Genomic DNA, 25,174 nt, shown 5'->3' on the forward strand with positions numbered 1-25,174 from the left:
GAGCAATGTCGTCAGATCAAGGTAGCCCCATTCGGTCTTTCATTTGCGCGAACAACTCGGCATGGCTGTTACCGACGTAGGTGTTGTCACGGCGGTATTTCTCGCCCCCCGCTCTTCGTTTGTATACCGCTATTTCGTCGTGCGGAAGCCGGTAGTCTATGCCTTGCCAGTTCTGCAGAAGCACCGCTTTCCCGCGCGTAGTCCAGTCCGGCAAATGATTCCGCAGTCGGAGTAGATCGGCGAGAAACTCACTAACTGTAGTGTATCTCCTTTCAATCGGCGAAATAGCGGCCTTCAAAACGCGCCTGATGGAGTTCGGAATATAAAAAGGTAACGTTCCAAAATCCGCAAGATCACCACGAACTATCTTTTCCTCAATGCAGGAGTCGACGTATTTTGATTGCTCATAGGCGCCAGCGATAGCAGAAAGAGCAGCTTTCTGTTTCTTCTTCATGTAAGACAGCAAATTGCTTGGTAGTTTTCCGCCAAAAAGCAGAAAACCTATCAACCCCGCTTGATATATGTCCGACGCGAACCCAAAGAACGCCTCTTCCCCGAAAGCTTCGGGTGGCCGATACAGGATGCTGTGCTTGGATGCCGGTGCGGTGCGAGTCTGCTCGTCGATTCGACGAACAGAACCGAAGTCCGCGATCAAAATTGTATCGTTGTGAACAAGTAGATTTTCCGGCTTTAAATCTCGATGTACCAATAAGTTCGGTTTTGTATGCAAGGCGGCGATGCCGGACAGAAGCTGACAAAGTAGCTTATGAGAAAGCGGTAGTGAAAGGAAATAAGCATCCAGATATTTTGAAAGATCTCCCTCGCTTGCCGCCGGCATCATGAAATATGAGCAGTCTTTTCCAACTTTTCTGGCGTCGTAAACTTTCAGAACATTTTCATGGTTAATCTTTGCAACAATTGCTGGCTCTTGGTCGATATCATTTGTGCCATGAAAATAAATCTTAACTGCAACTTGCTTTTGCAAGACAGTGTGTCGTCCTATGAGGACGTACCCGTTTGCGCCGGAATCATTAAACGAGGCAATTTCGAACTCCGGAAACTGCTTTAGTGCACTTTTTGCCTCGTCCGGTAAATGGCTAGTATCAAATGGCATAGCTTAGTTTAGACCTTCGAAGGCCAAGTCATAGGCTTTGCCAAGATCAGCGGTTGTAGGCCGATGCATTTTTAGTGCAGACTCCTTCCGCTCTGTTGCAGCGACCGTTGCATTGTGCGCGAAAACCAATGGCGCGGGCGACGTCGCGAGTAAAATGCCCTCAATGACGAACGTCCCGGCGCCACCAGCACCTTGACCGGAAGTCGCCCTACGATTTAGCACCAATTTGTCAATCGAGTGTTCGGCACAAAACGCCTTAACGGCTTGTACAAATACCTCAACATCGTCCTGCGTCGGGTTCTTGGTCAGTTCAAGCTTGTTGAAACGACTTCCCACAGTCGAATGCGATTCTCGGCTACCGGTAAGAGTCACGAATCTTGCGACGTTAGCTTTTAAGAAAACACCGGCGACGACCATTGCACGACCTCCAAGGATTAGGGCGGACTGACTGATGTACGACGGCAGATTTTGTCACAAAGTGCTGAATATGCGGTCAGAGAGTTACTTTGAGCATCGCTTATTCGCGTTGCGCGATATATCTGGCGGGAGCGACTGCGGCGAATCTCGACCGTTCGCATAACAACCACGCACCGGTCGTTCACCGCCATTTATCGACCGTCCCTTGATGGCCCACACCCGGCCTGTCGTAACTGATGTCGACGACACAAAACGGCTGCATCGACCGGCAAGGAGGGAGCTTGGTAGCGGACGCTCAACGTTCGAGTTCGGCCGCCGCAGGCGGCGGCTCGAACGAGCGGTTAGGCTTCGCGATTGACTAGTTTCCGTCATATAGTCCGTCCGTATGACGAACAACCCAACCGAGAAGGGGCTGGTTGCGCGCGGCTTCGACAGTGCTACGGCCGCTAGGCTCCGCCGCGCAGGCCAGACGATGGAGAAGCTCAAGCTCGCCGGCGAACAGAACGTAGAGGCCCGGTCCGTGCCGGGCTACCAGCAAGCAGTAGCAGCCGGGGTTTGCGACCCAGCTGGCGCGGTCGTGAGGAAGGCGTCCGCTGCCAGTTTTATGTACGGGGACTCCGACCGCCTTCTTAGCCTAGGCGAGCCAACAGGCTTTCCGGCTTGAGGTGCGTGTATCGCTTCAGCATCTGCATGCTTCGATGGCCTGTGATCGACGCGACCTCCATCGGGTGCAAGCCTTTCTCGAAAAGCCGTGAGGCAGCCTCGTGCCGAAGGTCATGCCAGCGAAGAGTTTTGAACCCGGGATCGTCGACGCTGGCGGCCTGGATCACCCTTTTCCACACGCAAATCACCGCGTTCGTGGTGGTGCCAAACACCCGCCCACGAAGTTCCTCCGGGGCGACATTTCCCGGACCCTGTCGCGAGCGAGCGCTTCTGACCTCTGGACTTTCGGCGATTGCCGCAAGGTGACGAAATATATTGATCGCGCGACTCGATAGCGGTAGTAGAGCCGGTATGCCTTTGTTGTCGGCGCCTCGCGCGTCGGGTGGAAATCTGAGCATGCGACTGCCTAGATCGACCCATTCCCAACGCACGCTGAACAGCGCAGATTGGCGCAGGCTCGTTTCGATGGCGAGTTCGAACGCAGGCGCGGCCCACGGGTTCCCGCCGGCGGACAATAGACTGTGCAGCTTTTCGAATTCGCCTAGGCGTAGGCGTCGGTCGCGTGCCTGGCTACCGGTGGGCTTCCGGATATTGTCTAACGGATTCATCAACCCCTCCATGCCCCATTCCTTGCGCGCAATTTCAAAGAGATGGCTGATGATCTGGAGTTCAAGGCGGATGGTGTTTTCTGCCCTGCCGGCAGAACGGCGCTCGTCGCGATATTTGGCGAAGTCGACTCCACGCAGACTCGCGAGAGTTCGATACGACAGGCCGTGATCGATCCACCGTTGAATGCGACGATTCTCTTGATATGGGTGGCGCTTTTCGGGAACGATGTCGCGCCGGTACCGTTCTAGCGCCTCGCGCAAGGTGGTGCGCTCGGACTCTGAGCGATCGAAGTACAGACCGGAGTCCATGTCGGCTTCGACGCGCCGGGCCCACTGCTGCGCCTGTTGCTTCGTGTCGAACGTACGGTAGACGGGCTTGTAGCCGCGCCGGCGGATTTCGGCGCGCCAGTAGACGCCGCGTTGACTGATGTATGCCATGTTCCAGCTCCCAGAGACATTGATGAAATGCTTGGTCTGGATTCTCGAATTCCGGCAGATTTCCGGCAAAGGCCAGTTTTTGACGCCGCCACGCACTAGAGACAGACGAAAAAAAAGCACCACGATCGCTCGCAAGTGCTTGATTTTCTACTGAAAAATTCGGTGGTGGGGCGTGAGTGACTCGAACACTCGACCTACGGATTAAGAGTCCGCTGCTCTACCAACTGAGCTAACGCCCCCAACAGAAGGGAAATTATGCAGTAACTTTTCGAGCTTGCCAAGCCCCCTTAGCAGATTTCTTAAAAATATTTGTTCGGACGGCCCCGAGTCATCCCTCCACAGACACGCGACCGCGAAAAAGCCGCAGCGTGCACCGAGCCGGTATCATGTCGCGGACACCTCGCCGCGTGAAGCGTCGCGCAGCTTTCGACCGGGAACTGCCATGGATGACAATGAGACTATCGAGCTACTCGACCGCATTCTCGCGCCGTGGGTCCGGGCTCTCACGCTGACACCGGTCAAGGTCGACGAAGAAAGCGCGACGCTGCGCTTACCGTTTTCCGGCGGCCTGCGCCATTCGGGCGGCGTGATCTGCGGCCAGGTGTTCATGGCGGCCGCCGACACAGCGATGATCGTCGCCATTTCGGCCGCGCTCGGCGGCTTCAAGCCGATGAGCACGGTGTCGCTGAACATCAATTTCATGCGCGCGGTGCGCAAGGGCGACGTGCTGATCACCGCGCGTGTACTGCGCATGGGCCGCAATCTGGTGTTCGGCGAAGTCGAATTATTCGACGAAACCGGCAACATGGCCGTTCACGCCACCACTACGTACGCGCTGCTCGACTGAAGCGGGCGGCGGCGGCCTCGGAGGAAGTACCCAAGATGTTCGATCAGGTCGTATTCGCCGGCGGCGGCAATCGCTGCTGGTGGCAGGCGGGTTTCTGGGACGTAGTGCAGCCGGAGCTGCGTATTCGTCCTCGCGTGATTACCGGCATTTCGGCCGGCGCCGCGACCGCGTGCATGCTCTACACGCGCGATTCCGACTGGGTGATGCGGTATTACCAGGACGCGCTGCGTCACAACACCCGCAACGCCTACTGGGGCAACCTGCTGCGCGGCGAGTCGGTGTTTCCGCATTACCGGATCTACCGGCAGGCGCTGCTCGACATCTACGGCGAGAAGTTTTCGACGCTCGCCGACGCGCCGGAAATCCGCATCGGCGTGTCGCATCTGCCGCGTTGGCTCGGCGCGCGCAGCGCAGTCGCCGCGGGTCTGATCGCGTACAACATCGAAAAATACGTGCGCAAGACGCTGCATCCGACGCTCGGGCAGACGCTCGGCTTCCATCCGGAATTCGTGCGCGCGCAGGATTGCGCGAGCGTCGAGGATCTCGCCGATCTGATCCTGCAATCGTCGAGCACGCCACCGTTCACGCCGGTTCTGCGGCGCAACGGTCGGCCGGTGCTGGACGGCGGCATGGTCGACAACGTGCCGGTCGGCGCGCTCGACGCCGACGCGCCCGGCAACGTGCTGGTGATGGTCACGCGCCTCTATCCACGGCCGCAGATGTTCGTCGTGCCGCACGGCGTCCAGCAACGGCTCTATGTGCAGCCGTCGCGCAAGGTACCGATTTCGAGCTGGGATTACACGAGCCCTTCGCAGATGGTGCATGCGTATAACCTCGGCCGCGTCGATGGCGAGACCTTCCTCGCGCGCATACCCGATTTGCTGGAAGCTGGCGCGCACGAAGCGCGTTGAAGTGAGTCGCAACGAGGTGTTCCGGCAACCGTGCGCGGTTTGCGAGCCGCGCGCCGGAGCAAGGGCACCTCAGGCCGCAACCAGATAAAACATCGAAGCCGGCGCATTGGATGGCTTGCGCAATTCAATCGCGCTCGGCAAGCCATCACCCAAAGTTACCGCCGACGCCCACCCTGCAACGCTTCCGGATTTGCCACGCTGGCCGTGTCGCCGGCGTCGAACGCCAGAATGTTCTTGAACGCCGCAGTGAAATACTGCTCGTAGCTCTCGCGCTCCACATAGCCGATGTGCGGCGTGCAGATCACGTTTTCCATCCGCAGCAGGCTATAGCCCTGCAGGATCGGCTCGCTTTCGTAGACGTCGATCGCCACCATCCCCGGACGGTTATGCGACAGCGCGTTCACCAGCGCGTTATCGTCGAGCAGTTCGGCCCGGCTCGTATTGACGAGCAACGCGGTCGGTTTCATGCGCATCAGGTCTTCCTGCTTGACGATGCCTCGCGTGTCGTCGTGCAGGCGCAGGTGCAGCGACAGCACGTCACTCTGTTCGAACAGCGCTTCGCGGCTCTCGGCTACGCCGTAGCCGTCAGCGCGAGCGGCTTCGCACGAATGCTCGCGGCCCCACACAAGCACGTTCATGCCGAACGCCTTGCCGTACCCGGCAACCAGGCGTCCGATCTTGCCGTAACCCCAAATCCCCAGCGTCTGACCGCGCAACACCTGGCCCAAGCCGAAATTCGGCGGCAGCACCGAAGTCTTCAGCCCGGACTGCTGCCAGGCGCCTTGCTTAAGGTTAGCTACGTATTGCGGAATGCGGCGCTGGGCCGCCATGATGAGAGCCCATGTCAACTCGGCGGGCGCGAACGGCGAGCCACTGCCTTCCAGCACGGCGATCCCGCGCTCGGTACAGGCAGCCAGGTCGATGTGGCTGGACACCTTGCCGGTCTGGCTGATCATGCGCAAACGCGGCAATTTGTCGAGCAGTTGTGAGTTGATACGGGTACGTTCGCGAATCAGGACGAGTGCATCGACTTCGGAAAGACGGCTTGCCAGTTGGCCCAGACCTCGGACCGTGTTGTTGAAAACTTTGACTTCGTGGTCGGCCAGCAATTGAAAGCAGTCGAGCTTACGAACGGCGTCCTGGTAATCGTCGAGAATGGCAATCTTCATGGTATGTGTCTTGCGACGCACCATAGCGGTGCGCAACGGAGTGTTATGCTGACTGTCCCATCATGTGACCTAGGTCACATGCCGGTCTGGTTGGATGCCTTACCGTAGAAACTGTCGCGAAGTACGGCAGCGCCACGTAATGGCAAATTGAGATCGTTTTTAACAGTTTGTTGCGTGTTGAGGCAAGCCGCTTTACAGACGGTTGCAGAAGCCCCGTCAGCAGGGCGCCTCCGCCCAACAAGCTGGATGGCCCAGGTTGACCTGCGCAATTGCGCGACGGGGTAAACGAAACCTCGGCGCGATGAATTGAATGCCTCTCGCATGCAGCGTCGCCGGGCTTGTGCCGTTTTTCCATTGCTTTCAAACGGAGACGAGTCGATGAATCATCCCTCATTCGAAGGACAGGCCACTATTGAGCCGCCCGCGTGGGTCAAGCACCGCAAACTGATCGACTGGGTTCGCCGGGTCGCCGCGATGACCAAACCGGACAAGGTCGTCTGGTGCGACGGCTCGCAGGAGGAATACGACCGCCTTTGCGCGCAGATGGTCGAAGCGGGCACCCTGAAGAAACTCAATCCGGCGAAACGCCCCAATTCTTACCTCGCATGGTCCGATCCGTCCGATGTGGCGCGCGTCGAGGACCGCACCTTCATCTGCTCGCAGCGCGCGGAAGACGCCGGCCCTACCAACAACTGGATCGCCCCGGCTGAAATGCGCTCTACGCTCGACGGTTTGTTCGACGGCGCGATGCGCGGCCGCACGATGTACGTCGTGCCGTTTTCGATGGGCCCGCTCGGCTCGCCGATCGCGCATATCGGTGTCGAACTGAGCGACAGCCCGTACGTGGTGACCAATATGCGGATCATGACGCGCATGGGCCGCAAGGTGTACGACGTGCTGGGCGAAGAAGGCGAGTTCGTGCCGTGCGTCCATTCGGTGGGCGCGCCGCTCGCGGCAGGTGAGCAGGACGTGCCGTGGCCGTGCAACAAAACCAAATACATCGTCCATTTTCCCGAAACGCGCGAAATCTGGAGCTACGGTTCGGGCTACGGCGGCAATGCGCTGCTCGGCAAAAAGTGCTTCGCGTTGCGTATCGCGTCGACCATGGGCCGCGCCGAGGGCTGGCTCGCCGAACATATGCTGATTCTCGGCGTGACGTCGCCGGAAGGGCGTAAGCATCACGTCGCGGCGGCCTTCCCGTCGGCGTGCGGCAAGACCAATTTCGCGATGCTGATTCCGCCGCAAGGCCTGAACGGCTGGAAAATCTCCACCATCGGCGACGATATTGCGTGGATCAAACCGGGCCAGGACGGTCGCCTGTACGCAATCAACCCCGAAGCGGGTTATTTCGGCGTCGCGCCGGGTACGAGCGAGAAAACCAACTTCAACGCGATGGCGACGCTGAAGGAAAACGTGATTTTCACGAACGTCGCGCTGACGGACGACGGCGACGTCTGGTGGGAAGGCATGACGGACGAACCGCCCGCGCACCTGATCGACTGGCAGGGCAGCGACTGGACGCCGGCCATCGCGAAGGAGAGCGGGCGCAAGGCTGCACACCCGAACGCGCGTTTCACGGCGCCGGCCTCGCAATGTCCGTCGATCGACGCCGACTGGGAAAATCCGGCGGGCGTGGCGATCGACGCGTTCATCTTCGGCGGCCGCCGTTCCACCACCGTGCCGCTCGTCACGGAAGCGCGCAACTGGGTCGAGGGCGTCTACATGGCGGCGACCATGGGCTCCGAGACGACCGCAGCCGCGGCCGGCCAGCAGGGCGTGGTGCGCCGCGATCCGTTCGCGATGCTGCCATTCTGCGGCTACAACATGAGCGACTACTTCGGCCACTGGCTGAAGACCGGCGAGCGTCTGCAAACGCTGAATGCGACGCTGCCGAAAATCTTCTGCGTCAACTGGTTCCGGAAGGGCGCGGACGGCAAGTTCGTCTGGCCGGGCTTCGGCGAGAACATGCGCGTGTTGAGCTGGATGGTCGGCCGGATCGAAGGCACGGCGCAAGGCGAGGAACATGCGTTCGGCGTGTCGCCGCACTACGAGGACATCGACTGGAGCGGCCTGGATTTCAGCCGCGAGCAATTCCAGCAGGTGATCTCTGTCGACGATGCGGCCTGGCGCGATGAACTCGCCCTCCATGCCGAGCTGTTTGACACATTGCAACAAGGCCTGCCGCCGGCTTTGACGCAGGCTAAACGCACGCTCGAAGGAAAGCTCGCCGCCTAGCATGTGAGCATTCACTTTGCAGAGAACAGCCGCCTTCGGGCGGCTTTTTTGTGACCTGTCCCAATTCGGCGATTTTTGCGGATTTCGCAATGCAGGAGTGACCTTTACGTCTGTTCGAACAAAAAACACAGTGCAAGCTGCACCGCAGCAGATTGTTTCAGATCTCGGAACAATCGACGATCCTGCCCCGCATTGGGCAATGGAGTTGCACGAAAATTGGCAATATTTCGAGTTTCGCGGGCAACTTCTGCACGATCTTGCGAGTCGTAGGAGAATTCCAAGTTCGCTTCACTGGTTTTCACTAATTGTCAGGAAGCAGTAACACGGCAGGAGTTGTCCTATGGATCATTTGCAGTCGATGCGAGTTTTCGTCAAAGTGGCGGATCTCGGCAGTTTTGCCCGCGCTGCGAGCGCGATGGATATTTCCAATGCGGTCGCCACCCGTCACGTTGCGGATCTCGAAGGCCGTCTTGGTACGCGGCTGCTCAATCGCACAACCCGCAGCTTGTCCCTGACCGAATCCGGCCAGGTCTATCTCGAGCGCGCGCGCCAGATTCTCGACGAACTGGAAGACGTCGAACAGATGGTGGTCGCGCGCAATCACGAACCCGTCGGCACGTTGCGAATCGTCGCGCCCGTCGTATTCGGTTTGCATAATCTCGCCCCCGTGCTTCAAACGTACGCGGAGCGCTATCCGAAAGTGATCCCCGATGTCACGCTGGTGGACCGTCAGGTCGATCTGGTCGAAGAAGGCTTCGACGTGGGCGTCGTGATCGCGCGGCAAATGCGCAGCGCAAGCATCGTCACACGGCGTCTTACCACCGGTTGCATGACCGTGTGCGCGACGCCGGCTTATCTGGAGAAGCACGGTACGCCGGCTCGTCCCGAGGACCTGCTCGAGCATCCGTGCCTGAGCCTGCCGTCCGAGTACTGGGGTGACGAGCGTGTGTTCACGGGCCCCGAAGGCGAAGTGCGGGTGCGTCCGTCGAACGTGATCGTCGCGAACAACACGGAAATGCTGCGGCAATTCGCGTTGCTCGGCATGGGCATCGCGATTCTGCCGAGCTACCTGATCGGCCGTGACATGACGCGCGGCAGGCTTGTGCGGCTGCTCGGCGATTACCGCTTGCCGCAGGTCGAGATCAACATTGCGTATCCGAGCCGCCGTCACTTGCCGGCGAAGGTGCGCACGTTCATCGATCATCTGGTCGAGCATTTCAGCCAGACGCCGAATAGCCTGCTCGGCGAACAGTGGATCAAGGACGGCCTCGAACGGCCCGCCACGTCGGCGGCGTTCGATTCCGCCGGCGCCGTCATGCCGCCGGAAGCGTTCGACGGCGCTGAGCCGCTGTCGCGGCTGCTGGATAGCGAGTTGTCGCCGGTGCCGAAGGCCTTGGCAAAGACGCCGAATCGTGCCCGGCCGACGGCTTTGTCGCCGCTGTAAATGCTGGGTTGAGTGGGGCGGCAATGCCACCGTAGGTGTTCCCGCAGGCCGATATGAAAAAGGCGCAATCACGTGAAGTGATTGCGCCTTTTTTCTTGGCAAGTGCAAACGAAGCGGGCCGGAAGCGAATCGCTTTCCAGCCCAACCCCTCGAACTACGAGCCGGTTTTGCGCGCCACCGCTTTCTTTGCGGGGGCCTTCTTGGCTGCCGCGGTCTTGGTCGCGGGCGCCTTCTTCGCTGCCGCCTTCCTGGCTGCCGGGGCGGCCTTCACCGCCACCGTCGTTTCGCCATCTTCCGGCTCTGCTGCAGCCTGCCCAGCCGCCTTGGCCGCCGCGGTTTTTGCGGCAGTCTTGGCGGACGGCTCCTTCTTCTCGAATTCGAAGCCGATCTTGCCGTCGTTCTGCTTGACGAGGAATGCCTTGAAATTGCGGCCCGTGCGCGACGACTTGAAGTTCGTCAGCAGGTCCGTGCGGCCTTCTTCGAGCAGCTTGGCCATCTGCTCCCGAGCAATCTCTTGCTGCAGGATCACCTTGCCGGAACGGAAGTCGCACGTCTTCGGATTGGCGACCGAGTTCTCGCAGACGTAGCTCATGCCGTGTTCGAACACGCGGCCCTTGCACTTCGGACACGCGCCCACCGGTTGCTGATCGGAGAAGTCAGGCGGTTCGCCGTCTTCACCGCCCGCATCCTGGCCGAAGTCGAACTCGAGCTTGTAGTTCTTGATCTCGTCGTCGAGCGAAAGCTTCAGGATTGCCGAGAACGGCCGGCCCATCTTGCTGCGGAAACCCGACAGCGGTCCGATCGTCTTGTTCTGCAGCAGCTCTTCGACTTCCGGAATTTCGAACTGGCGTCCACCCGGAATCTTCGAAATCGAGAACTCGCATTTCGAGCACGCGAAACGCCGGTAGTTTTCCTTCACCTGACCGCCGCAATTCGGGCACGGCGTCTGCAACGTCGCGTAATCGCCCGGGATCGTGTCCGAATCGTATTCCTTCGCGCGCTTGACGATGGTCTGCGTCATGCGGGCGATTTCCTGCATGAACGCGTCGCGCGGCAGGTTGCCGCGTTCCATTTGCGAAAGCTTGTATTCCCACTCGCCGGTCAATTCCGGCGCGGTCAGTTCCTTCACGCCGAGACCGCGCAACAGCGTCATCAACTGGAAAGCCTTGGCGGTCGGAATCAGATCGCGGCCTTCGCGGATCAGATACTTTTCGCCGAGCAGACCTTCGATGATGGCGGCGCGCGTGGCCGGCGTGCCGAGACCCTTGGCCGCCATCGCTTCGCGTAACTCGTCGTCTTCGACGAGCTTGCCTGCGCCTTCCATCGCCGACAGCAAGGTGGCTTCGTTGTAGCGTGCGGGCGGCTTGGTCACCAGTTGCTGGGCGGCGATCTTGTCGGTCTTGACCTTCTCGTCCTTCTGCACCGGCACGAGGTTCGCGTCTTCGCCGCTGATTTCGCGGCCGTAGACCTGCAGCCAGCCCGGCTCGACCAGCACCTTGCCTTCGGTCTTGAAGTGATGGCCGACCACTTCGGTGATCCGTGTCGTCACGCGGTATTCGGCGGCCGGGAAGAACACCGACAGGAAACGCTTCACGACGAGGTCGTAGAGCTTCTGTTCCGGCTCGGACAGATTCTTCGGCGCCTGCAGCGTCGGGATGATTGCAAAGTGGTCGCTGATCTTCGAGTTGTCGAAGATGCGTTTGTTCGGCTTCACCCAGCCCTTGTCGAGCACCTGCTTGGCAAACGGCAGATAGTTGTTGCTCTCCTTGAGCATGCCGAGCGTCTGCTTGACCGTATCCAGATAGTCTTCCGGCAGCGCGCGAGCGTCGGTCCGGGGATAGGTCAGCACCTTGTGCTTCTCGTACAACGCCTGGGCGAGGCCCAAAGTGTTCTTCGCCGAGAAGCCGAAGCGGCCGTTGGCCTCGCGCTGCAAGCTGGTCAGATCGAACAGCGCGGGCGACAGTTGCGTGGACGGCTTCGACTCTTCGCTCACCGTGCCGATCTGGCCGCGGCAAGCGGCGACGATCGTTTCGGCCGCGGGGAGCGCCCACAGACGCGAATCGCGTTTTTCCGGATCGAACTCGTCGCGCTTGAACTTCGGGTCGAACCAGCGTCCTTCGTAAAAACCGCCCGCGCAGACGAATTCCGCTTTGACTTCCCAGTAGTCGCGCGACACGAAGCGGCGAATCTTCTCTTCGCGCTCGACGACGATCGACAGCGTCGGCGTTTGCACCCGGCCGACCGTGGTCAGGAAGAAGCCGCCGCCCTTGCTGTTGAACGCGGTCATCGCCCGCGTACCGTTGATGCCGACCAGCCAGTCCGCTTCCGAGCGGCAGCGCGCCGCATCGGCGAGCGGCTGCATTTCTTCGTCGCTGCGCAGACGGGCGAAGCCATCGCGGATCGCACCCGCCGTCATGGACTGCAGCCACAGACGCTGGACAGGCTGTTTGGCTTTGGCGTGCTGCGCGATCAGACGGAAAATCAGCTCGCCCTCGCGCCCCGCGTCGCATGCGTTGATCAGGCGGTCGATGTCTTTACGCTTGAGCAGCTTGGTCAACACCTTCAGGCGCGACTCGCTCTTGGCGATCGGATTCAGATCGAAATGCGGCGGAATGACGGGCAGATTGGCGAAACTCCACTTGCCGCGTTTGACTTCGTAGTCTTCGGGCGCGGCGATTTCCAGCAGGTGACCGACTGCCGAGGAAAGGACGTAGTCGTCACTTTCGTAGTATTCGTCATGCTTGGTAAAGCCGCCCAAAGCGCGCGCGATGTCGTTCGCGACGGAAGGCTTTTCGGCGATGATCAGTGCTTTGGACATGACTCGATGTGAGGTTGGTAGATCAGGGTTGATGGCCTTGAGTGCGCCAAATTAGCGCGCGACCCTCGTTTGCGACCTTTGTGACCCATTGACGACCGCTTTATAGCACACGGCGCGAAGGCGGCGTGTCAAGTGCCATAAAAGCGCGCCATCATAAGTGCGCGCTCGGCCATCGGGCAAGTTGCGGCGAATACGCTGTGCATCGCTTCCAACATGTGTTTGCCGCGAGGCTCGCGCGCCGACCGGATCGCGTTCAAACGACCGTCAGCGCGGGCCGCAGCTTGGGCGCGCCGGTGATGCCAGGCACGGCCGTAAGGTCCGACAGCATCCGCTCCACAATCGCCGCCTGTGGCAAAACGGTGCCAAAAAAGCGTGTCGTTACCGAGTCTTCGATCAGTATGGTCGGGAAATTCTCGACATCCAGATCCTCGAAGCGATCCGCATGGGTTTCGATATCGATCCACGCGAAACAGATTTCCGGATGCCGGTCGGCCAGTTTGTCGAAGGCTTCCCGATATTCACGACAGGTCCCGCACCACTCGGCGCACAGGCAGGCAACGAACAGCGTTTCGGGTTCGTTGACGCGCTCGGCGATCCGGTCTTGGTCGGTGTCGAGATTCAGCGCGGGCATGTGGTGGGTTCCTTGCGTACTTTGTCAGGTGCTTTGGCGCGAATGTAGCATGGCCGATCCCGCAGGGTGGTCAACCCTGATCAAGGCGGGGTCGGGCTGTGGGTGGCCCGCATGAAGCGGCCGCCGGGCAGCACGCTTATCTGGCCGGCAAGTTCCAGTTGCAGCAATGTGGTTTGCAGGGCCGCGTCCTCCATCTCGGTGCGGGTGGCGAGAATTTCAAGCGTGGTGGGCGAGTGGCCGAGCGCCGCGAGGAGTCGCTGCGCTTCGGAATTGACTGGGTTGGCGGGTGGCGCTGGCGGTGGCGCTTCTGCTTCTGCGAAAGCCGTTGTGGCTGCCGCCGTTGCGCGCGTGGCTGCAACCGCTGGCGATTCCGGTCGAGTCCCGGCTGCCATTTGCACCGTGGTTGAGTCAAGCGCAGCCGCTGTCCGTGTGTCCGTTGCGCCCGAGTCCGTTACAACCGTTTCGCACGAGTGCGCAGTTGCCAGGTTCGGGTGGGCCATCGGCGAAGTATCGACCGACCGCGCATTCCGCGAATCCAGGCCGTCCCACGAAACGGTTTGCTTCGACGCCGGCGCAGCACGGACCGCCGGCCGCCTTGCAAAGCCCAGTTCCTCCAACACCTCATCCGGCGTCTCCACCAGCTTTGCCCCCTGCTTGATGATCCGATGACACCCGCGCGACAGCGGCGCGTGAATCGAGCCGGGCAACGCGAAAATATCGCGTCCCATTTCATTGGCGAGCCGCGCGGTGATCAACGAGCCCGAACGCATCGCCGCTTCGACGATCACCACGCCACTGACCAGCCCAGCGATCAAGCGATTGCGCTGCGGAAAATTGGCGGCGCGCGCGGGCGTGCCGAGCGGCCATTCCGAGACAATGGCGCCCTGCACCGCAATTTGCCGCGCCAGCGCATGATGCGCCGCCGGGTACACGAGGTCCGCGCCAGTGCCGATCACGGCGACCGTTCCGCCGATGCCTGCCAGACCGCCCCGATGCGCGGCGCCGTCGATGCCGAGCGCCAGCCCGGACACGATCGTGACCCCCGCCGCCGACAGCTCCCGCGCGAATCGTTCCGCGTCTTCGACGCCTTGCGGCGTCGCGCTGCGACTGCCCACCAGGGCGACCGCTCTCGTATGCAAAAGATCGAGCCGGCCCTTTATATATAGCAGCGGCGGCGGGTCAGGCATGGTCAGCAGCGCGGGTGGGTACGCGGGGTCATCCAGTGTCACGACCTGATTGCCGGGCAGCTCGCGCCACGCAATCACGGTGTCGAGCTGGCTGTCGAATTCCGGACCCGTCGGCGCCAGCGCGGCGCGCGCCGCGGCCTCGCCGGCGATTTCGGCTAGCGCTTCCGGCGATTGGCTGAAAATCGCCTCCGGAAGTCCAAAAGTGCTCAGCATCAGCCGCAGCGACGTGGGCTTCAGCCCCGGCGCGAGCGACAGCCGCAGCCAGGCGGCGAGTTCAATATCGGTTGCGGGCAAGGTGTGCATTGCGAGTCGCTCCTCCTCAGGGCCAGCGGGTAGGCGGGCACCATGCTAAAATTTTCATCATCCGAAATAACTGCAGCGCCGCGCCCACCCGCGCGGGCTCGTCGTTTGGCGCACGGAGCGCGTTGAATCGAACCGGTTCGACACCATCTATCCTCTGCGCAATGCGACGGGCTCACAACCTGGCCGAAAGGCCAACGCGAATCCTCCAACGGTCAGCGGCGCCTCAAATCACACTCAAAATCATGGCTTTACTGAACATCCTCAACTACCCCGACAAGCGCTTGCACAAGATTGCGAAGCCGGTCGAAACAGTCAACGACCGCATCCGCCGTCTGGTTGCGGACATGGCCGAGACCATGTACGCGGCACCCGGCGTGGGCCTCGCCGCCACCCAGGTGGACGTGCATGAACGCGTGGTCGTGATCGACGTGTCGGACACGCACGATCAGTTGCTCGCCTTCATCAATCCCGAAATCCTCTGGTCGAGCGATGAGAGGAAGCTGTCGGAAGAGGGCTGCCTCTCCGTGCCGGGCATCTACGACAACGTGGAGCGCGCCGAGAAAGTGCGTGTGCGCGCGCTGAACGAGAAGGGCGAAACCTTCGAGATGGATTGCGAGGGGCTCCTCGCCGTGTGCATTCAGCACGAGATGGACCACCTGATGGGCCGCGTGTTCGTGGAATACCTGTCGTCGCTGAAGCAGACGCGTATCAAGAGCAAGATGAAGAAGCTCGCCCACGCGATGTAATGCGCGTCCACCTCGTCTACCGCCCCCGTTCATGAGTCATTCGTTGCGCGTCATTTTTGCCGGTACGCCGGAGTTCGCCGCGGCCGCGCTGGCCGCGATTCACCGTGCCGGTTTTCCGGTGCCGCTCGTGCTGACTCAGCCGGACCGGCCCGCTGGACGCGGCATGAAATTGCAGGCGAGCCCGGTCAAGCGCTATGCGCAGGAGCATGGGCTCGCGGTCGCGCAGCCGCCTTCGCTGCGCCGCGCCGGCAAATATCCGGTGGAAGCCGCCGCCGCGATCGATCAACTGCGCGTCACGCCGCATGACGTGATGGTGGTCGCGGCCTACGGGCTGATCCTGCCGCAGGAAGTGCTCGATATCGCGCCGTCTGGCTGCATTAACATTCACGCGTCGTTGCTGCCGCGCTGGCGGGGCGCGGCGCCGATCCATCGCGCGATCGAAGCGGGCGACGCGGAAACCGGCATCACGCTGATGCAGATGGACGCCGGCCTCGATACCGGCGCGATGATCTCCGAAGCGCGCACACGCATTGCCGCCGACGACACCACCGCCACCTTGCACGACCGTCTCGCGCAGGACGGTGCGAAGCTGATCGTCGAAGCGCTGATCGAACTGGAGCGCAATGGCAAGCTGGCCTCCACCCCGCAACCGGCGGACGGCGTGACCTACGCGGAAAAGATTGGCAAGCAGGAGGCCACGCTCGACTGGCGCCGCCCGGCCGCGGTGCTCGCGCGCCAGGTGCGCGCGTTCGACCCGTTTCCCGGCGGTGTTGGCACGCTCGAAGACGGCAGTTCGATCAAGATCTGGGCTGCGGTCAGCGCAGATGCCCAAGCCGGCAGCGCGCCCGGCACGATTACTGAAGTCTCTCCAGAGGACGTAGTCGTTGCCTGTGGCGAAGCTGCGTTGCGTCTCACGCAACTGCAGAAACCCGGCGGCAAGCGCCTGCCGGTGCGTGAATTCCTGGCCGGTTCGCCACTCGCCGCGGGCCAGCGTTTCCAACTTCCCGAAGCAAAGTAACGGTCTGCGAACGTCTCGAACATCTGCCGTTCGGCCGATGTTCGTGAGTCCCGCCGCGAGTCCGCCGCGCGTTAGAATCGCCTATGCAACGGCACAGTTTCCGAGGTTCTCAATGTTCGGCATTACCCATTTCGAGTTTTTTGTCGTCGCGGTTTTTCTTCTGAACGTGACGCCCGGTCCGGATACGGCTTATATCGTCGGGCGTAGCGTCGCTCAGGGCCGGGGCGCAGGGTTGATGTCCGCACTCGGCATCTCGGCGGGTTGCTGCGTGCATTCGCTTGCGTGCGCGTTTGGGTTGACCGCGCTGCTCGCGGCGTCGGCCACGGCGTTTACCGTCATCAAGTTCGCCGGCGCCATTTATCTGATCTATCTGGGCACGCGCCTGATATTCACCAAACCCGCGGCCGCTGAGGCGGCGGGCGAGTCGCGCGCAGCTGGCGCGCCCAAGTCGCTGAAGCAGCTGTTCCTGCAAGGGTTTTGGACCAATGTGCTGAACCCCAAGGTCGTGCTGTTCTTCGTCTCGTTCTTCCCGCAATTCGTGACGACCGGCAGCGATCAGAAAGCGCCCGCATTCCTCACGCTCGGCGCGGTGTTTGTGGCCATGAGCATGCTTTGGAACAGCTTTGTCGCGTGGATCGCGGGCAGTGTGACGCAGCGCTTTTCCGGCAAGCCTTTGGTGAAGAAGTGGCTGGACCGCGGCGTCGGCAGCGCGTTCGTCGGCTTGGGTATCAAGCTCGCCACCGCATCAAGATGATTGAATTATCCTGACCTGCCCATATCTAACATTTCGCTTACAATCGGGCGCCGCGATCGCGCGGCGCAGATATGGAGCCCGCGCTTAGGGCAAGGAGTTGCAGACATGTTCAATTGGGTCAAAACCGCGATGTTGATGGCCGCGATCACGGCCCTTTTCATCGTGATCGGCGGGATGATTGGCGGGTCGCGAGGCATGATGATCGCGCTCGTGATCGCCCTTGGGATGAATTTCTTCTCGTACTGGTTTTCGGACAAGATGGTGCTGCGCATGTACAACGCGCAGGAAGTCGACGAAAACAGCGCGCCGCAGTTCTACCGCATGGTGCGTGAGCTCGCCACGCGTGCGAATCTGCCCATGCCGCGCGTCTACCTGATCAACGAAGACGCGCCGAACGCGTTCGCCACCGGACGCAATCCGGAGCATGCGGCGGTCGCTGCCACAACCGGTATTCTGCGTGTGCTGTCGGAGCGCGAAATGCGCGGGGTGATGGCGCACGAGCTGGCGCACGTCAAGCACCGCGATATTCTGATCTCCACCGTTTCGGCCACGATGGCCGGCGCCATTTCTGCCTTGGCGAATTTCGCGATGTTCTTCGGCGGCCGCGACGAAAACGGCCGTCCGTCGAACCCGATCGCCAGCATCGCCGTGGCGTTGCTGGCGCCGATCGCCGGTGCGCTGATCCAGATGGCGATTTCGCGTGCTCGTGAATTCGAAGCCGACCGTGGCGGCGCGCAGATTTCTGGCGATCCGCAAGCGCTCGCTTCGGCGCTCGACAAGATCCATCGTTACGCGAGCGGGATTCCTTTTCCTGTGGCCGAGCAGCATCCGGCTACCGCGCAGATGATGATCATGAATCCGCTGTCGGGCGGCGGCATCGCGAATCTGTTCTCGACGCACCCGGCAACTGAAGAACGTGTCGCGCGCTTGATGGAGATGGCGCGCACGGGGCGCTTCGACTAAACCCGCGCGGTGCGCGTGGAGCGATGAAGGCGGGTCTGTTGGCCCGCCTTTTTATTTCCGGCGCCGGGACTGTGCGCGAGCCTTGTCGAAGACGCCTGGCTTCAAGAAAAAGCTTCGACTGGCGACCACGAGTCTTGCGCAACTTCTTACCACGCGACAACGCAAGCCTGTGCCGCCGGCAATCCGCCGCTGCCGGTCCTGGCCGCGTTATGCCCGCCGCCGATTCGCCCACACAGCGCCGTCACCCGCCCGCCGCCGCCGCCCACGGCGGCAGCCGCCCGGCGCCACGCTACAATGTGCGCTGATTGTGTCGCGCGCACCGTGCGGCCTGCCTTTGCCTCTTTCATGACTTCAAAGCCTTCTTCGCGTTCTGCTTCCCCATCGGCGCGTCCGCGCGAATCTCGTTTGTCGACGCTGCATCTCGCGCCCGAATCGCTGGGGTTTGCGCTCGACTGCGCAGCGCAGGCCGTCGGCGCCGTGCGCCTCGGCGCGGCTTTGCCGGCCGCGCTGCAATCGGTGTTCGTGTCCGCGCCAGAAGGAAGCGCCGCCGCCGCGCGCGGCGCGGTGCAAGACATCGCGTATCGCACGATGCGGCGTCTGGCCGTCGCCGAATGGCTGATCTCGAAGCTGGTGAAGAAAGCGCCGCCGCCGCACGTCGGTCATGTGCTCGCCTGCTCGCTCGCGTTGCTGGTCGACGACGAAGCGAATGCCGCCTACGCGCCGTTCACGGTGGTCGATCAGGCGGTGAGCGCCATCAGCGCGCGTCGTGAATTCGCGTTTGCCAAGGGGCTAGTCAACGCGGTGCTGCGCAATTTCCTGCGCGAGCGCGAGACGCTACTGAACGCCGCGCAAGCCGACGAAGTCGCGCGCTGGAACTATCCGGCATGGTGGATCGACGCGGTGAAGCGAGCATGGCCCGACGCATGGCAAGCGGTGCTCGCGTCCGGCAACACGCAAGGTCCGCTCACGTTGCGTGTGAACGTCCGCCGCTCGACGGTCGACGCCTACCTGCAAGTGCTGCAGAATCATCACATTGCCGCGACCAAAGCGGGGGACTACGCGGTCAGGCTCGACACGCCGATGCCGGTGGACCGCATTCCCGGTTTCAACGACGGCGTGGTCTCGGTGCAGGACGCCGGCGCGCAACTCGCCGCGCAACTGCTCGGCGTGCGTGACGGCATGCGCGTGCTCGACGCGTGCGCAGCGCCCGGCGGCAAGACCGGGCACCTGCTCGAACTCGCCAATCTGCAGCTCGTCGCGCTCGAAAGCGATGCGTTGCGCGCGCGGCGCATCGGCGAAAACTTGCAGCGGCTACAGCTCGCAGCGGAAGTGCGGATCGGCGACGCGGGCGCGCCGGCGAAATGGCACGACGACATCGACCAGCCGTTCGACCGCATCCTCGCCGACGTGCCGTGTTCGGCGTCGGGCATCGTGCGCCGTCACCCCGACATTCGCTGGCTGCGCCGCGCGTCGGACATTCCCGCGCTGGTCGCCGAACAACGCCGCATCCTCGACGCGCTCTGGCCACTCCTGAAACCAGGCGGCGAGTTGCTTTACGTTACGTGTTCGATCTTTCCCGAAGAAGGCGAGTTGCAGGCGCAGTGGTTTGGAAACAAGTACCAGGATGCGGTACGATTGGACGCGCCGGGGCAACTTTTACCTTCGGTCGCTCGCGCGCCCGCCGATACATCGGCCGGTTCCCATGCCGGACAACCCGCTGAAGACAGCGCCGGTGCGAACTCAGACCACGACGGATTTTTCTACGCGCGCTTTCAGAAACGGTGACCATCAAACGCTTTTTCCCGCTTCGGCTCGCTGCCGTGCTCTGCATTGCGCTGGCCGTATGGCTGGCGGCGCCGGGCGCAGCGCACGCTGACTCGATCGCGGTGCAGCGGGCGTCGCTGCAGGCCGACAACAACGGCTGGAGTCTCGACGCGCGTTTCGATTTCGAACTCAACAGCAACCTCGAAGATGCGGTCAACAAAGGCATTCCGCTTTATTTCACGAGCGACTTCGAGTTGAGCCGGCCGCGCTGGTACTGGTTCGACGAGCAGCCGGTGAGCGTGTCGCAGAGCATCCGCCTGTCGTTCCAGCCGCTCACGCGTGAATACCGCGTGTCGAGCGTGTCGTCGGGCGGTTTGCAGCTTGGTTTCACTACCCTCAAAGATGCGCTCGCGGTGATCAAGCACGTCACGTCATGGCATGTGATCGACCGCAGCCAGGTGCGGGTCGGCGAGACCTACAACGCGTCGGTGCGCATGCAGCTCGACATCGCACTGATGCCCAAGCCGTTCCAGATCGACGCGGTGAACAACCGCGACTGGAACCTCGCCTCCGAATGGAAGCGCTTTACCTTCACGGCGACCGAACGTGCTAAATAAAGTGCGCTCAACCACCAGTGTCAGCAGCATCGTCGTGCGCGTGCTGGTGTCGACGGTCGCGGTCACGGCCGTGTTGCTGCTCGTGCTGCTGGCCGCCGCCAGCGCCAATACCGAATTCTTCGACCGCTACTACCAGTGGCTGTACGCGTCCAATGTCGTCGTCGCGATGATCTTCCTGCTGGTGGTGGCGACGCTCGTCATCATCATCATCGCGCGGCTGCGCAAGGGTAAGTTCGGCACGCGGCTACTGGCAAAACTCGCGTTCTTCATGGCACTGGTCGGCGTGGTGCCGGGCGGGATCATTTACGTGGTCTCGTATCAGTTCGTGTCGCGCAGTATCGAATCGTGGTTCGACGTGAACGTCGAAACCGCGCTCACCTCCGGCCTGAATCTCGGGCGCGGCATGCTCGACGCGTCGCTGTCCGATCTGCAGACCAAGGGTCGCCTGATGTCCGAGCAGCTCGCCAGCGCAGATGCCGCCGGCACCACGCTCACGCTGTTGCGTCTGCGCGATCAGTTCGGCGTGCAGGACGCGCTCATCGTCGAGCCCACGCGCAGCATGTCGGGCGCGACACCCGACATGCACGTGGTCGCGCAGGCCACCAGCAACTACGCGACGCTCTTGCCGAACGACTTGCCCACGCCGCTGATGATCGAACAGGCGCGTGGCCGCGGCTATGCGGCGATCGAAGGTGAAGTGGACGGCGATCCGCACGCGCATGGCGGCAAGGGCGTGCTGCGACTGCGGGTCGTGCAGCGCATTCCGGATTCGAATGCTGCGCTGCTGCAGCCCACCGAACGCTTCCTGCAACTCACGCAGCCGGTGTCGCCCTCGCTCGCGCGTAATGCGGATGCGGTGCAGCGCGCTTATCGCGAGTATCAGGAGAAGGCGCTCGGGCGTACCGGTTTGCGCAAGATGTACATTGGCACGCTGACGCTCGCGCTGTTCCTCGCCACCTTCATCGCGATGATGCTGGCGCTCGCGCTCGGCAATCAGCTGGCGCGGCCGTTGTTCCTGCTCGCGCAAGGCACCAAGGAAATCACCGAAGGCGATTACACGCCGAAGCGCGAAATTAAATCGCGCGACGAACTGGGCTTTCTCACGCAGTCGTTCAATGCGATGACGCGCCAGTTGTCCGAAGCGCGCGCGGCGGTCGAGAATAACCGCATTGCGCTCGAACATTCGAAGGCATATCTGGAAAGCATTCTCGCGAATCTGACCGCCGGTGTGTTCGTGTTCGATCGTCAGTTCAGACTGACCACGGCGAACCGCGGCGCCGAGCGGATTTTCCGTCAGCCGTTCCAGACCGTGCTCGGTTCGTCGCTCGATCAGATTGGCGCGCTGAGCGAGTTCGGCGGCATGGTCCGCAAGGCGTTTGCCGATCGCGAGGCGGCGAGCGGCGACGGTCACGACGATCGCGGCCATTGGCAACAGCAGTTGTCGATCCAGGTGGCGGGCGAAACCGAACCGCTCACGTTGCTCGTGCGCGGCGCGCGGCTCGTGTCGGCAACCGACCGCGATGCGGAAGACATGCAGACCTCCGGCTACGTCGTCGTGTTCGACGATATCTCCGACGTGATCTCCGCGCAGCGTTCGATTGCCTGGGGCGAAGTCGCGCGGCGTCTCGCGCACGAGATCAAGAACCCGCTCACGCCGATCCAGCTCTCCGCCGAGCGTCTGCAGATGAAGCTCGCCGACAAGCTCGCGCCATCCGATGCCGACGTATTGAAGCGCGGCGCGACCACGATCGTGAACCAGGTCGCCGCGATGAAGCAGATGGTGGACAATTTCCGCGACTACGCGCGCACCCCGCCGGCCGTGCTCGCGCATCTGCAACTGAACGATCTCGTCAGCGAAGTGCTCACGTTGTACGGTATCGAAGAAGGTAAAGGCGCGATCCAGGTGGAGCTTGCCGCTTTGCCGGCGATTCGCGGCGACGCGACGCAATTGCGTCAGGTGATTCACAACCTGCTGCAGAACGCGCAGGATGCGGTTGCCGAGCTCGATCATCCGCGTGTGTTGCTCGAGACGAGGACAGTAGAATACGGAGACCCCGACGCGGAAGGCAAAGTACACGTCGCGGTGCGTCTGACAGTGTCGGATAACGGACCGGGGTTCCCCGCGCGTATCCTCACACGCGCATTCGAACCTTATGTAACGACCAAGGCCAAAGGTACGGGCTTGGGTCTTGCGATGGTCAAGAAGATCGTCGACGAACATGGCGCGCGCATCGACATCCGCAATCGTATGAAGGCGGGCGACGTGATCGAGGGCGCGCAGATTTCGATCCTCTTCCTTCAACTGGCGGACGATGCCGCGGCACCCGGTGCAGGGCCGCGACCGGCGCACGGCGGCAGTGCGTCGCAAGGAAAGACAAAAGCAACAGTGCAGACAAGGGCAGCGTAAATGGCAACCATCCTGGTGGTAGATGATGAAATGGGCATCCGGGAATTGCTCTCGGAGATCCTGAGCGACGAGGGGCATGTCGTGGAGGCCGCTGAAAATGCGCAGGAGGCGCGCGAGTTCCGCTTGCGTCAGGCGCCGGACCTCGTGCTGCTCGACATCTGGATGCCCGACACCGACGGCGTGACGTTGCTCAAAGAATGGGCCGCGCAAGGGCAATTGACCATGCCGGTGATCATGATGTCCGGCCACGCGACCATCGACACGGCGGTTGAAGCCACCAAGATCGGTGCGCTCAATTTCCTCGAGAAGCCGATTGCGTTGCAGAAGCTGCTAAAGGCTGTCGAGCAGGGTCTCGCGCGCGGCAACTCGGCGGGTGTGCCCGGCGGTGCGGCGGCCAAGCCGGTGTTGCCGGTCAGCGCATCGGCGGTGGCCTCGGCTGCCGCCTTGCCGATGCTGTCGACCGATGGCATGGGCAGCGGCGCACTGGCTGCGCAAACGGCGTCGATCTCGTTCGACATCCCGCTGCGTGATGCGCGCGACGCGTTCGAGCGCGCGTACTTCGAATATCACCTCGCGCGCGAGAACGGCAGCATGACGCGCGTCGCGGAGAAGACCGGATTGGAGCGCACGCATCTGTATCGCAAGCTTAAGCAGCTCGGTGTCGATCTGGGCAAGAACAAAGGGGAGTGAGCGCGACAATGCGCGTGCAAGCGCGGGCTCTGGGCCCCACTTCCCGTGCGCCCATCCTGCCTCGACAACTTTTTTCGCGAAGGGGCTTGCCCAGCTGCTGACCCTTTGATATGATTTCGTTCTTCGTTGGCCCGGTAGCTCAGTTGGTAGAGCAGCGGATTGAAAATCCGCGTGTCGATGGTTCGATTCCGTCCCAGGCCACCAAAATAAATCGCTGTGTTATCAGTCCGGTAGCGCAGTGGCAGGAACAAAAAAGGCCTCCTCGTGAGGCCTTTTTTGCGTCTGTCTGGCTGCCCTCTGGCAGGACCAGTGCGTGTGACTGCGCACGACTGCCTACACCGGCGGAGGGCGCGGTGCGCTCGCAAAGATTTTAGGGCGTCTCCGCCGGCCGGTCCGGTCGCTACACGCAACTCCACGTTCAAGGAGTTGCCATGTCCCATTTTTCTATTTCCACCCGATTGTGCGGCCGCATGCCGGCGCGCCAGCCTGCCCTGCGTTTTGCGGGAGGGCCGTGATGGCGAGCATCTATCCCGAAGGCACTGGGTGGGGGCGGTGCGCATCCGCTCGCGGGGTGAGTCCTGCTATCAGGCTGGCAACGCTGCGAGCAGTCGGAGGCCCAACGCGAACGGCTCGTGCGCATGCCAGTGGCCAGCATCGTCCGCCATCACGTGCAGGCGTTCATCAACGCGCTGCGGCACGAGGGATACGCCGTCCGACCATCACGCCCGAGCAGGCGGTGCTGCGCAAGTTTTTAATCACGCGCGACGGCACTGGAACTGGGCGGCGCCGCGGCGGAATCCGGCGAACGACCTGGACATGCCGGTCATCGACAACGCGCGCAACCGAATTCTGGCACCCGACGAGCTGGCGCGGCGGAGGAGGCCCTGGAATAGTCTCGCAATCCGTACGTCGCGACCTTCGCGGCGCTGCTGCTGGAGATGGCGATGCGCCGGTCAGAGCTGCCATTCACTGCGGTGGGGCGATATCGACGGCGAGCGCCGCGTTCTTGCGCTGTGGGATGCGAAGGCCGGCGGCCGCGAGGTGCCGCTCACGCGCAAGGCCGTGGACATCGTGCGGGCGTTGCCGCGGGGCGCGGACGGGGACCGGGTGTTCCCGATGACGGGCGAGGCGCTGAAGGCCGCCTGGAACCGGGCCTTGGAGCGGGCAGCCATCGAGGACCTGGTGTTGAATGACCTGAGGCACTGCGCCGCCACCCAATTCGCGGAGCTGCTCAATGGCAATATCTTTCTGCTCAAACTCGTGACCAAACACAAGACGCTGTCGCAGTTCGAGCGCTGTAAGCACCAGGCGAAGGCATCTTGAACGGCAAGCCGGGCAGCCCGACGATCATGTCCATTCAAATTTTAAATGGACAGGTGTACATGATGGACGAAGTCGAGGTTGTCCAGGAGGTGGTTCAGCCGACACGG

General features: G+C 61.9%; 21 protein-coding genes and 2 tRNA genes. 14 read left to right on the plus strand and 9 right to left on the minus strand.

The window, feature by feature from the left end:
• Positions 1–16: 16 nt before the first annotated feature.
• From FVF58_RS12165 to FVF58_RS12180, 4 genes are all read right to left on the minus strand, one after another.
• Positions 17–1,114 (minus strand): protein kinase domain-containing protein, encoded by a 1,098-nt coding sequence (locus FVF58_RS12165; RefSeq protein ID WP_149670145.1) that lies wholly within the window; start codon positions 1,112–1,114, stop codon positions 17–19.
• 3 nt (positions 1,115–1,117) lie between these two features.
• Positions 1,118–1,531 carry a DUF3010 family protein gene (locus FVF58_RS12170; RefSeq protein WP_149670146.1) on the minus strand — a complete coding sequence of 138 codons (414 nt, stop codon included), beginning with the start codon at positions 1,529–1,531 and terminating at the stop codon, positions 1,118–1,120.
• A 629-nt stretch (positions 1,532–2,160) separates the two neighbouring features.
• On the minus strand, positions 2,161–3,375 hold the full coding sequence (locus tag FVF58_RS12175) for a tyrosine-type recombinase/integrase (RefSeq protein WP_246217030.1): 1,215 nt from the start codon (positions 3,373–3,375) through the stop codon (positions 2,161–2,163).
• 28 nt (positions 3,376–3,403) lie between these two features.
• Positions 3,404–3,479, minus strand: a tRNA-Lys gene (locus FVF58_RS12180).
• A gap of 203 nt (positions 3,480–3,682) precedes the next feature.
• On the opposite strand from FVF58_RS12180, the gene FVF58_RS12185 reads away from it, so the two are divergent.
• Both FVF58_RS12185 and FVF58_RS12190 read left to right on the plus strand, forming a co-directional pair.
• Complete coding sequence (locus FVF58_RS12185; RefSeq protein WP_149670147.1) at positions 3,683–4,087, plus strand: PaaI family thioesterase; 405 nt, start codon at positions 3,683–3,685, stop codon at positions 4,085–4,087.
• Positions 4,088–4,122: 35 nt separating this feature from the next.
• Positions 4,123–4,998, plus strand: a complete 876-nt coding sequence (locus tag FVF58_RS12190; RefSeq protein ID WP_149670148.1) for a patatin-like phospholipase family protein — start codon at positions 4,123–4,125, stop codon at positions 4,996–4,998.
• Positions 4,999–5,153: 155 nt separating this feature from the next.
• Here FVF58_RS12190 and FVF58_RS12195 read toward each other — a convergent pair whose 3' ends face one another.
• Positions 5,154–6,167 carry a D-2-hydroxyacid dehydrogenase family protein gene (locus tag FVF58_RS12195; RefSeq protein WP_149670149.1) on the minus strand — a complete coding sequence of 338 codons (1,014 nt, stop codon included), beginning with the start codon at positions 6,165–6,167 and terminating at the stop codon, positions 5,154–5,156.
• A 378-nt stretch (positions 6,168–6,545) separates the two neighbouring features.
• On the opposite strand from FVF58_RS12195, the gene FVF58_RS12200 reads away from it, so the two are divergent.
• A complete protein-coding gene (locus tag FVF58_RS12200) occupies positions 6,546–8,402 on the plus strand; it encodes a phosphoenolpyruvate carboxykinase (GTP) (protein ID WP_149670150.1) in 1,857 nt (618 codons plus the stop codon).
• A 104-nt stretch (positions 8,403–8,506) separates the two neighbouring features.
• Here the strand turns inward: FVF58_RS12200 and FVF58_RS12205 are convergent, their stop codons facing one another.
• Positions 8,507–8,704, minus strand: coding sequence for a hypothetical protein (locus FVF58_RS12205; RefSeq protein WP_149670151.1), 198 nt, complete (start codon positions 8,702–8,704; stop codon positions 8,507–8,509).
• A gap of 38 nt (positions 8,705–8,742) precedes the next feature.
• On the opposite strand from FVF58_RS12205, the gene FVF58_RS12210 reads away from it, so the two are divergent.
• Positions 8,743–9,846 (plus strand): LysR family transcriptional regulator, encoded by a 1,104-nt coding sequence (locus FVF58_RS12210; protein ID WP_149670152.1) that lies wholly within the window; start codon positions 8,743–8,745, stop codon positions 9,844–9,846.
• Between the two features lie 154 nt (positions 9,847–10,000).
• Here the strand turns inward: FVF58_RS12210 and FVF58_RS12215 are convergent, their stop codons facing one another.
• The 3 genes from FVF58_RS12215 to dprA form a co-directional block, all read right to left on the minus strand.
• A complete protein-coding gene (locus FVF58_RS12215) occupies positions 10,001–12,664 on the minus strand; it encodes a DNA topoisomerase III (RefSeq protein WP_149670153.1) in 2,664 nt (887 codons plus the stop codon).
• 253 nt (positions 12,665–12,917) lie between these two features.
• Positions 12,918–13,295 (minus strand): thioredoxin family protein, encoded by a 378-nt coding sequence (locus FVF58_RS12220; protein WP_149670154.1) that lies wholly within the window; start codon positions 13,293–13,295, stop codon positions 12,918–12,920.
• Positions 13,296–13,375: 80 nt separating this feature from the next.
• Positions 13,376–14,785, minus strand: a complete 1,410-nt coding sequence (dprA, locus tag FVF58_RS12225; RefSeq protein ID WP_149670155.1) for a DNA-processing protein DprA — start codon at positions 14,783–14,785, stop codon at positions 13,376–13,378.
• A 242-nt stretch (positions 14,786–15,027) separates the two neighbouring features.
• Between dprA and def the strand changes: the two genes are divergently transcribed.
• The 10 genes from def to FVF58_RS12275 all read left to right on the plus strand — a co-directional run bounded on the left by def (position 15,028) and on the right by FVF58_RS12275 (position 25,067).
• Positions 15,028–15,531: a peptide deformylase gene (def, locus tag FVF58_RS12230; RefSeq protein WP_149670156.1), complete on the plus strand. Its 504-nt coding sequence runs from the start codon at positions 15,028–15,030 to the stop codon at positions 15,529–15,531.
• Positions 15,532–15,562: 31 nt separating this feature from the next.
• A complete protein-coding gene (gene fmt / locus FVF58_RS12235) occupies positions 15,563–16,549 on the plus strand; it encodes a methionyl-tRNA formyltransferase (protein ID WP_149670157.1) in 987 nt (328 codons plus the stop codon).
• Between the two features lie 112 nt (positions 16,550–16,661).
• Positions 16,662–17,303 (plus strand): LysE family translocator, encoded by a 642-nt coding sequence (locus FVF58_RS12240; protein ID WP_149670158.1) that lies wholly within the window; start codon positions 16,662–16,664, stop codon positions 17,301–17,303.
• 105 nt (positions 17,304–17,408) lie between these two features.
• Positions 17,409–18,266: a zinc metalloprotease HtpX gene (htpX, locus tag FVF58_RS12245; RefSeq protein ID WP_149670159.1), complete on the plus strand. Its 858-nt coding sequence runs from the start codon at positions 17,409–17,411 to the stop codon at positions 18,264–18,266.
• Positions 18,267–18,611: 345 nt separating this feature from the next.
• A complete protein-coding gene (gene rsmB, locus FVF58_RS12250; RefSeq protein WP_149670160.1) occupies positions 18,612–20,051 on the plus strand; it encodes a 16S rRNA (cytosine(967)-C(5))-methyltransferase RsmB in 1,440 nt (479 codons plus the stop codon).
• Positions 20,048–20,647: a DUF4390 domain-containing protein gene (locus FVF58_RS12255; RefSeq protein WP_149670161.1), complete on the plus strand. Its 600-nt coding sequence runs from the start codon at positions 20,048–20,050 to the stop codon at positions 20,645–20,647. The genes rsmB and FVF58_RS12255 overlap by 4 nt, the downstream gene beginning before the upstream one ends.
• Positions 20,637–23,054 (plus strand): sensor histidine kinase, encoded by a 2,418-nt coding sequence (locus FVF58_RS12260; RefSeq protein WP_149670162.1) that lies wholly within the window; start codon positions 20,637–20,639, stop codon positions 23,052–23,054. Before FVF58_RS12255 ends, FVF58_RS12260 begins: the two co-directional genes overlap by 11 nt.
• Entirely contained in the window at positions 23,055–23,744 is a 690-nt protein-coding gene (esaR, locus tag FVF58_RS12265) for a response regulator transcription factor EsaR (protein ID WP_149670163.1), read from the plus strand.
• A gap of 128 nt (positions 23,745–23,872) precedes the next feature.
• Positions 23,873–23,948 (plus strand) — tRNA-Phe (locus FVF58_RS12270).
• 612 nt (positions 23,949–24,560) lie between these two features.
• Positions 24,561–25,067 (plus strand): site-specific integrase, encoded by a 507-nt coding sequence (locus FVF58_RS12275; RefSeq protein ID WP_149670164.1) that lies wholly within the window; start codon positions 24,561–24,563, stop codon positions 25,065–25,067.
• Positions 25,068–25,174: the final 107 nt, after the last annotated feature.

This window comes from Paraburkholderia panacisoli, from assembly GCF_008369935.1.
GTDB classification, from domain to species: domain Bacteria; phylum Pseudomonadota; class Gammaproteobacteria; order Burkholderiales; family Burkholderiaceae; genus Paraburkholderia; species Paraburkholderia panacisoli.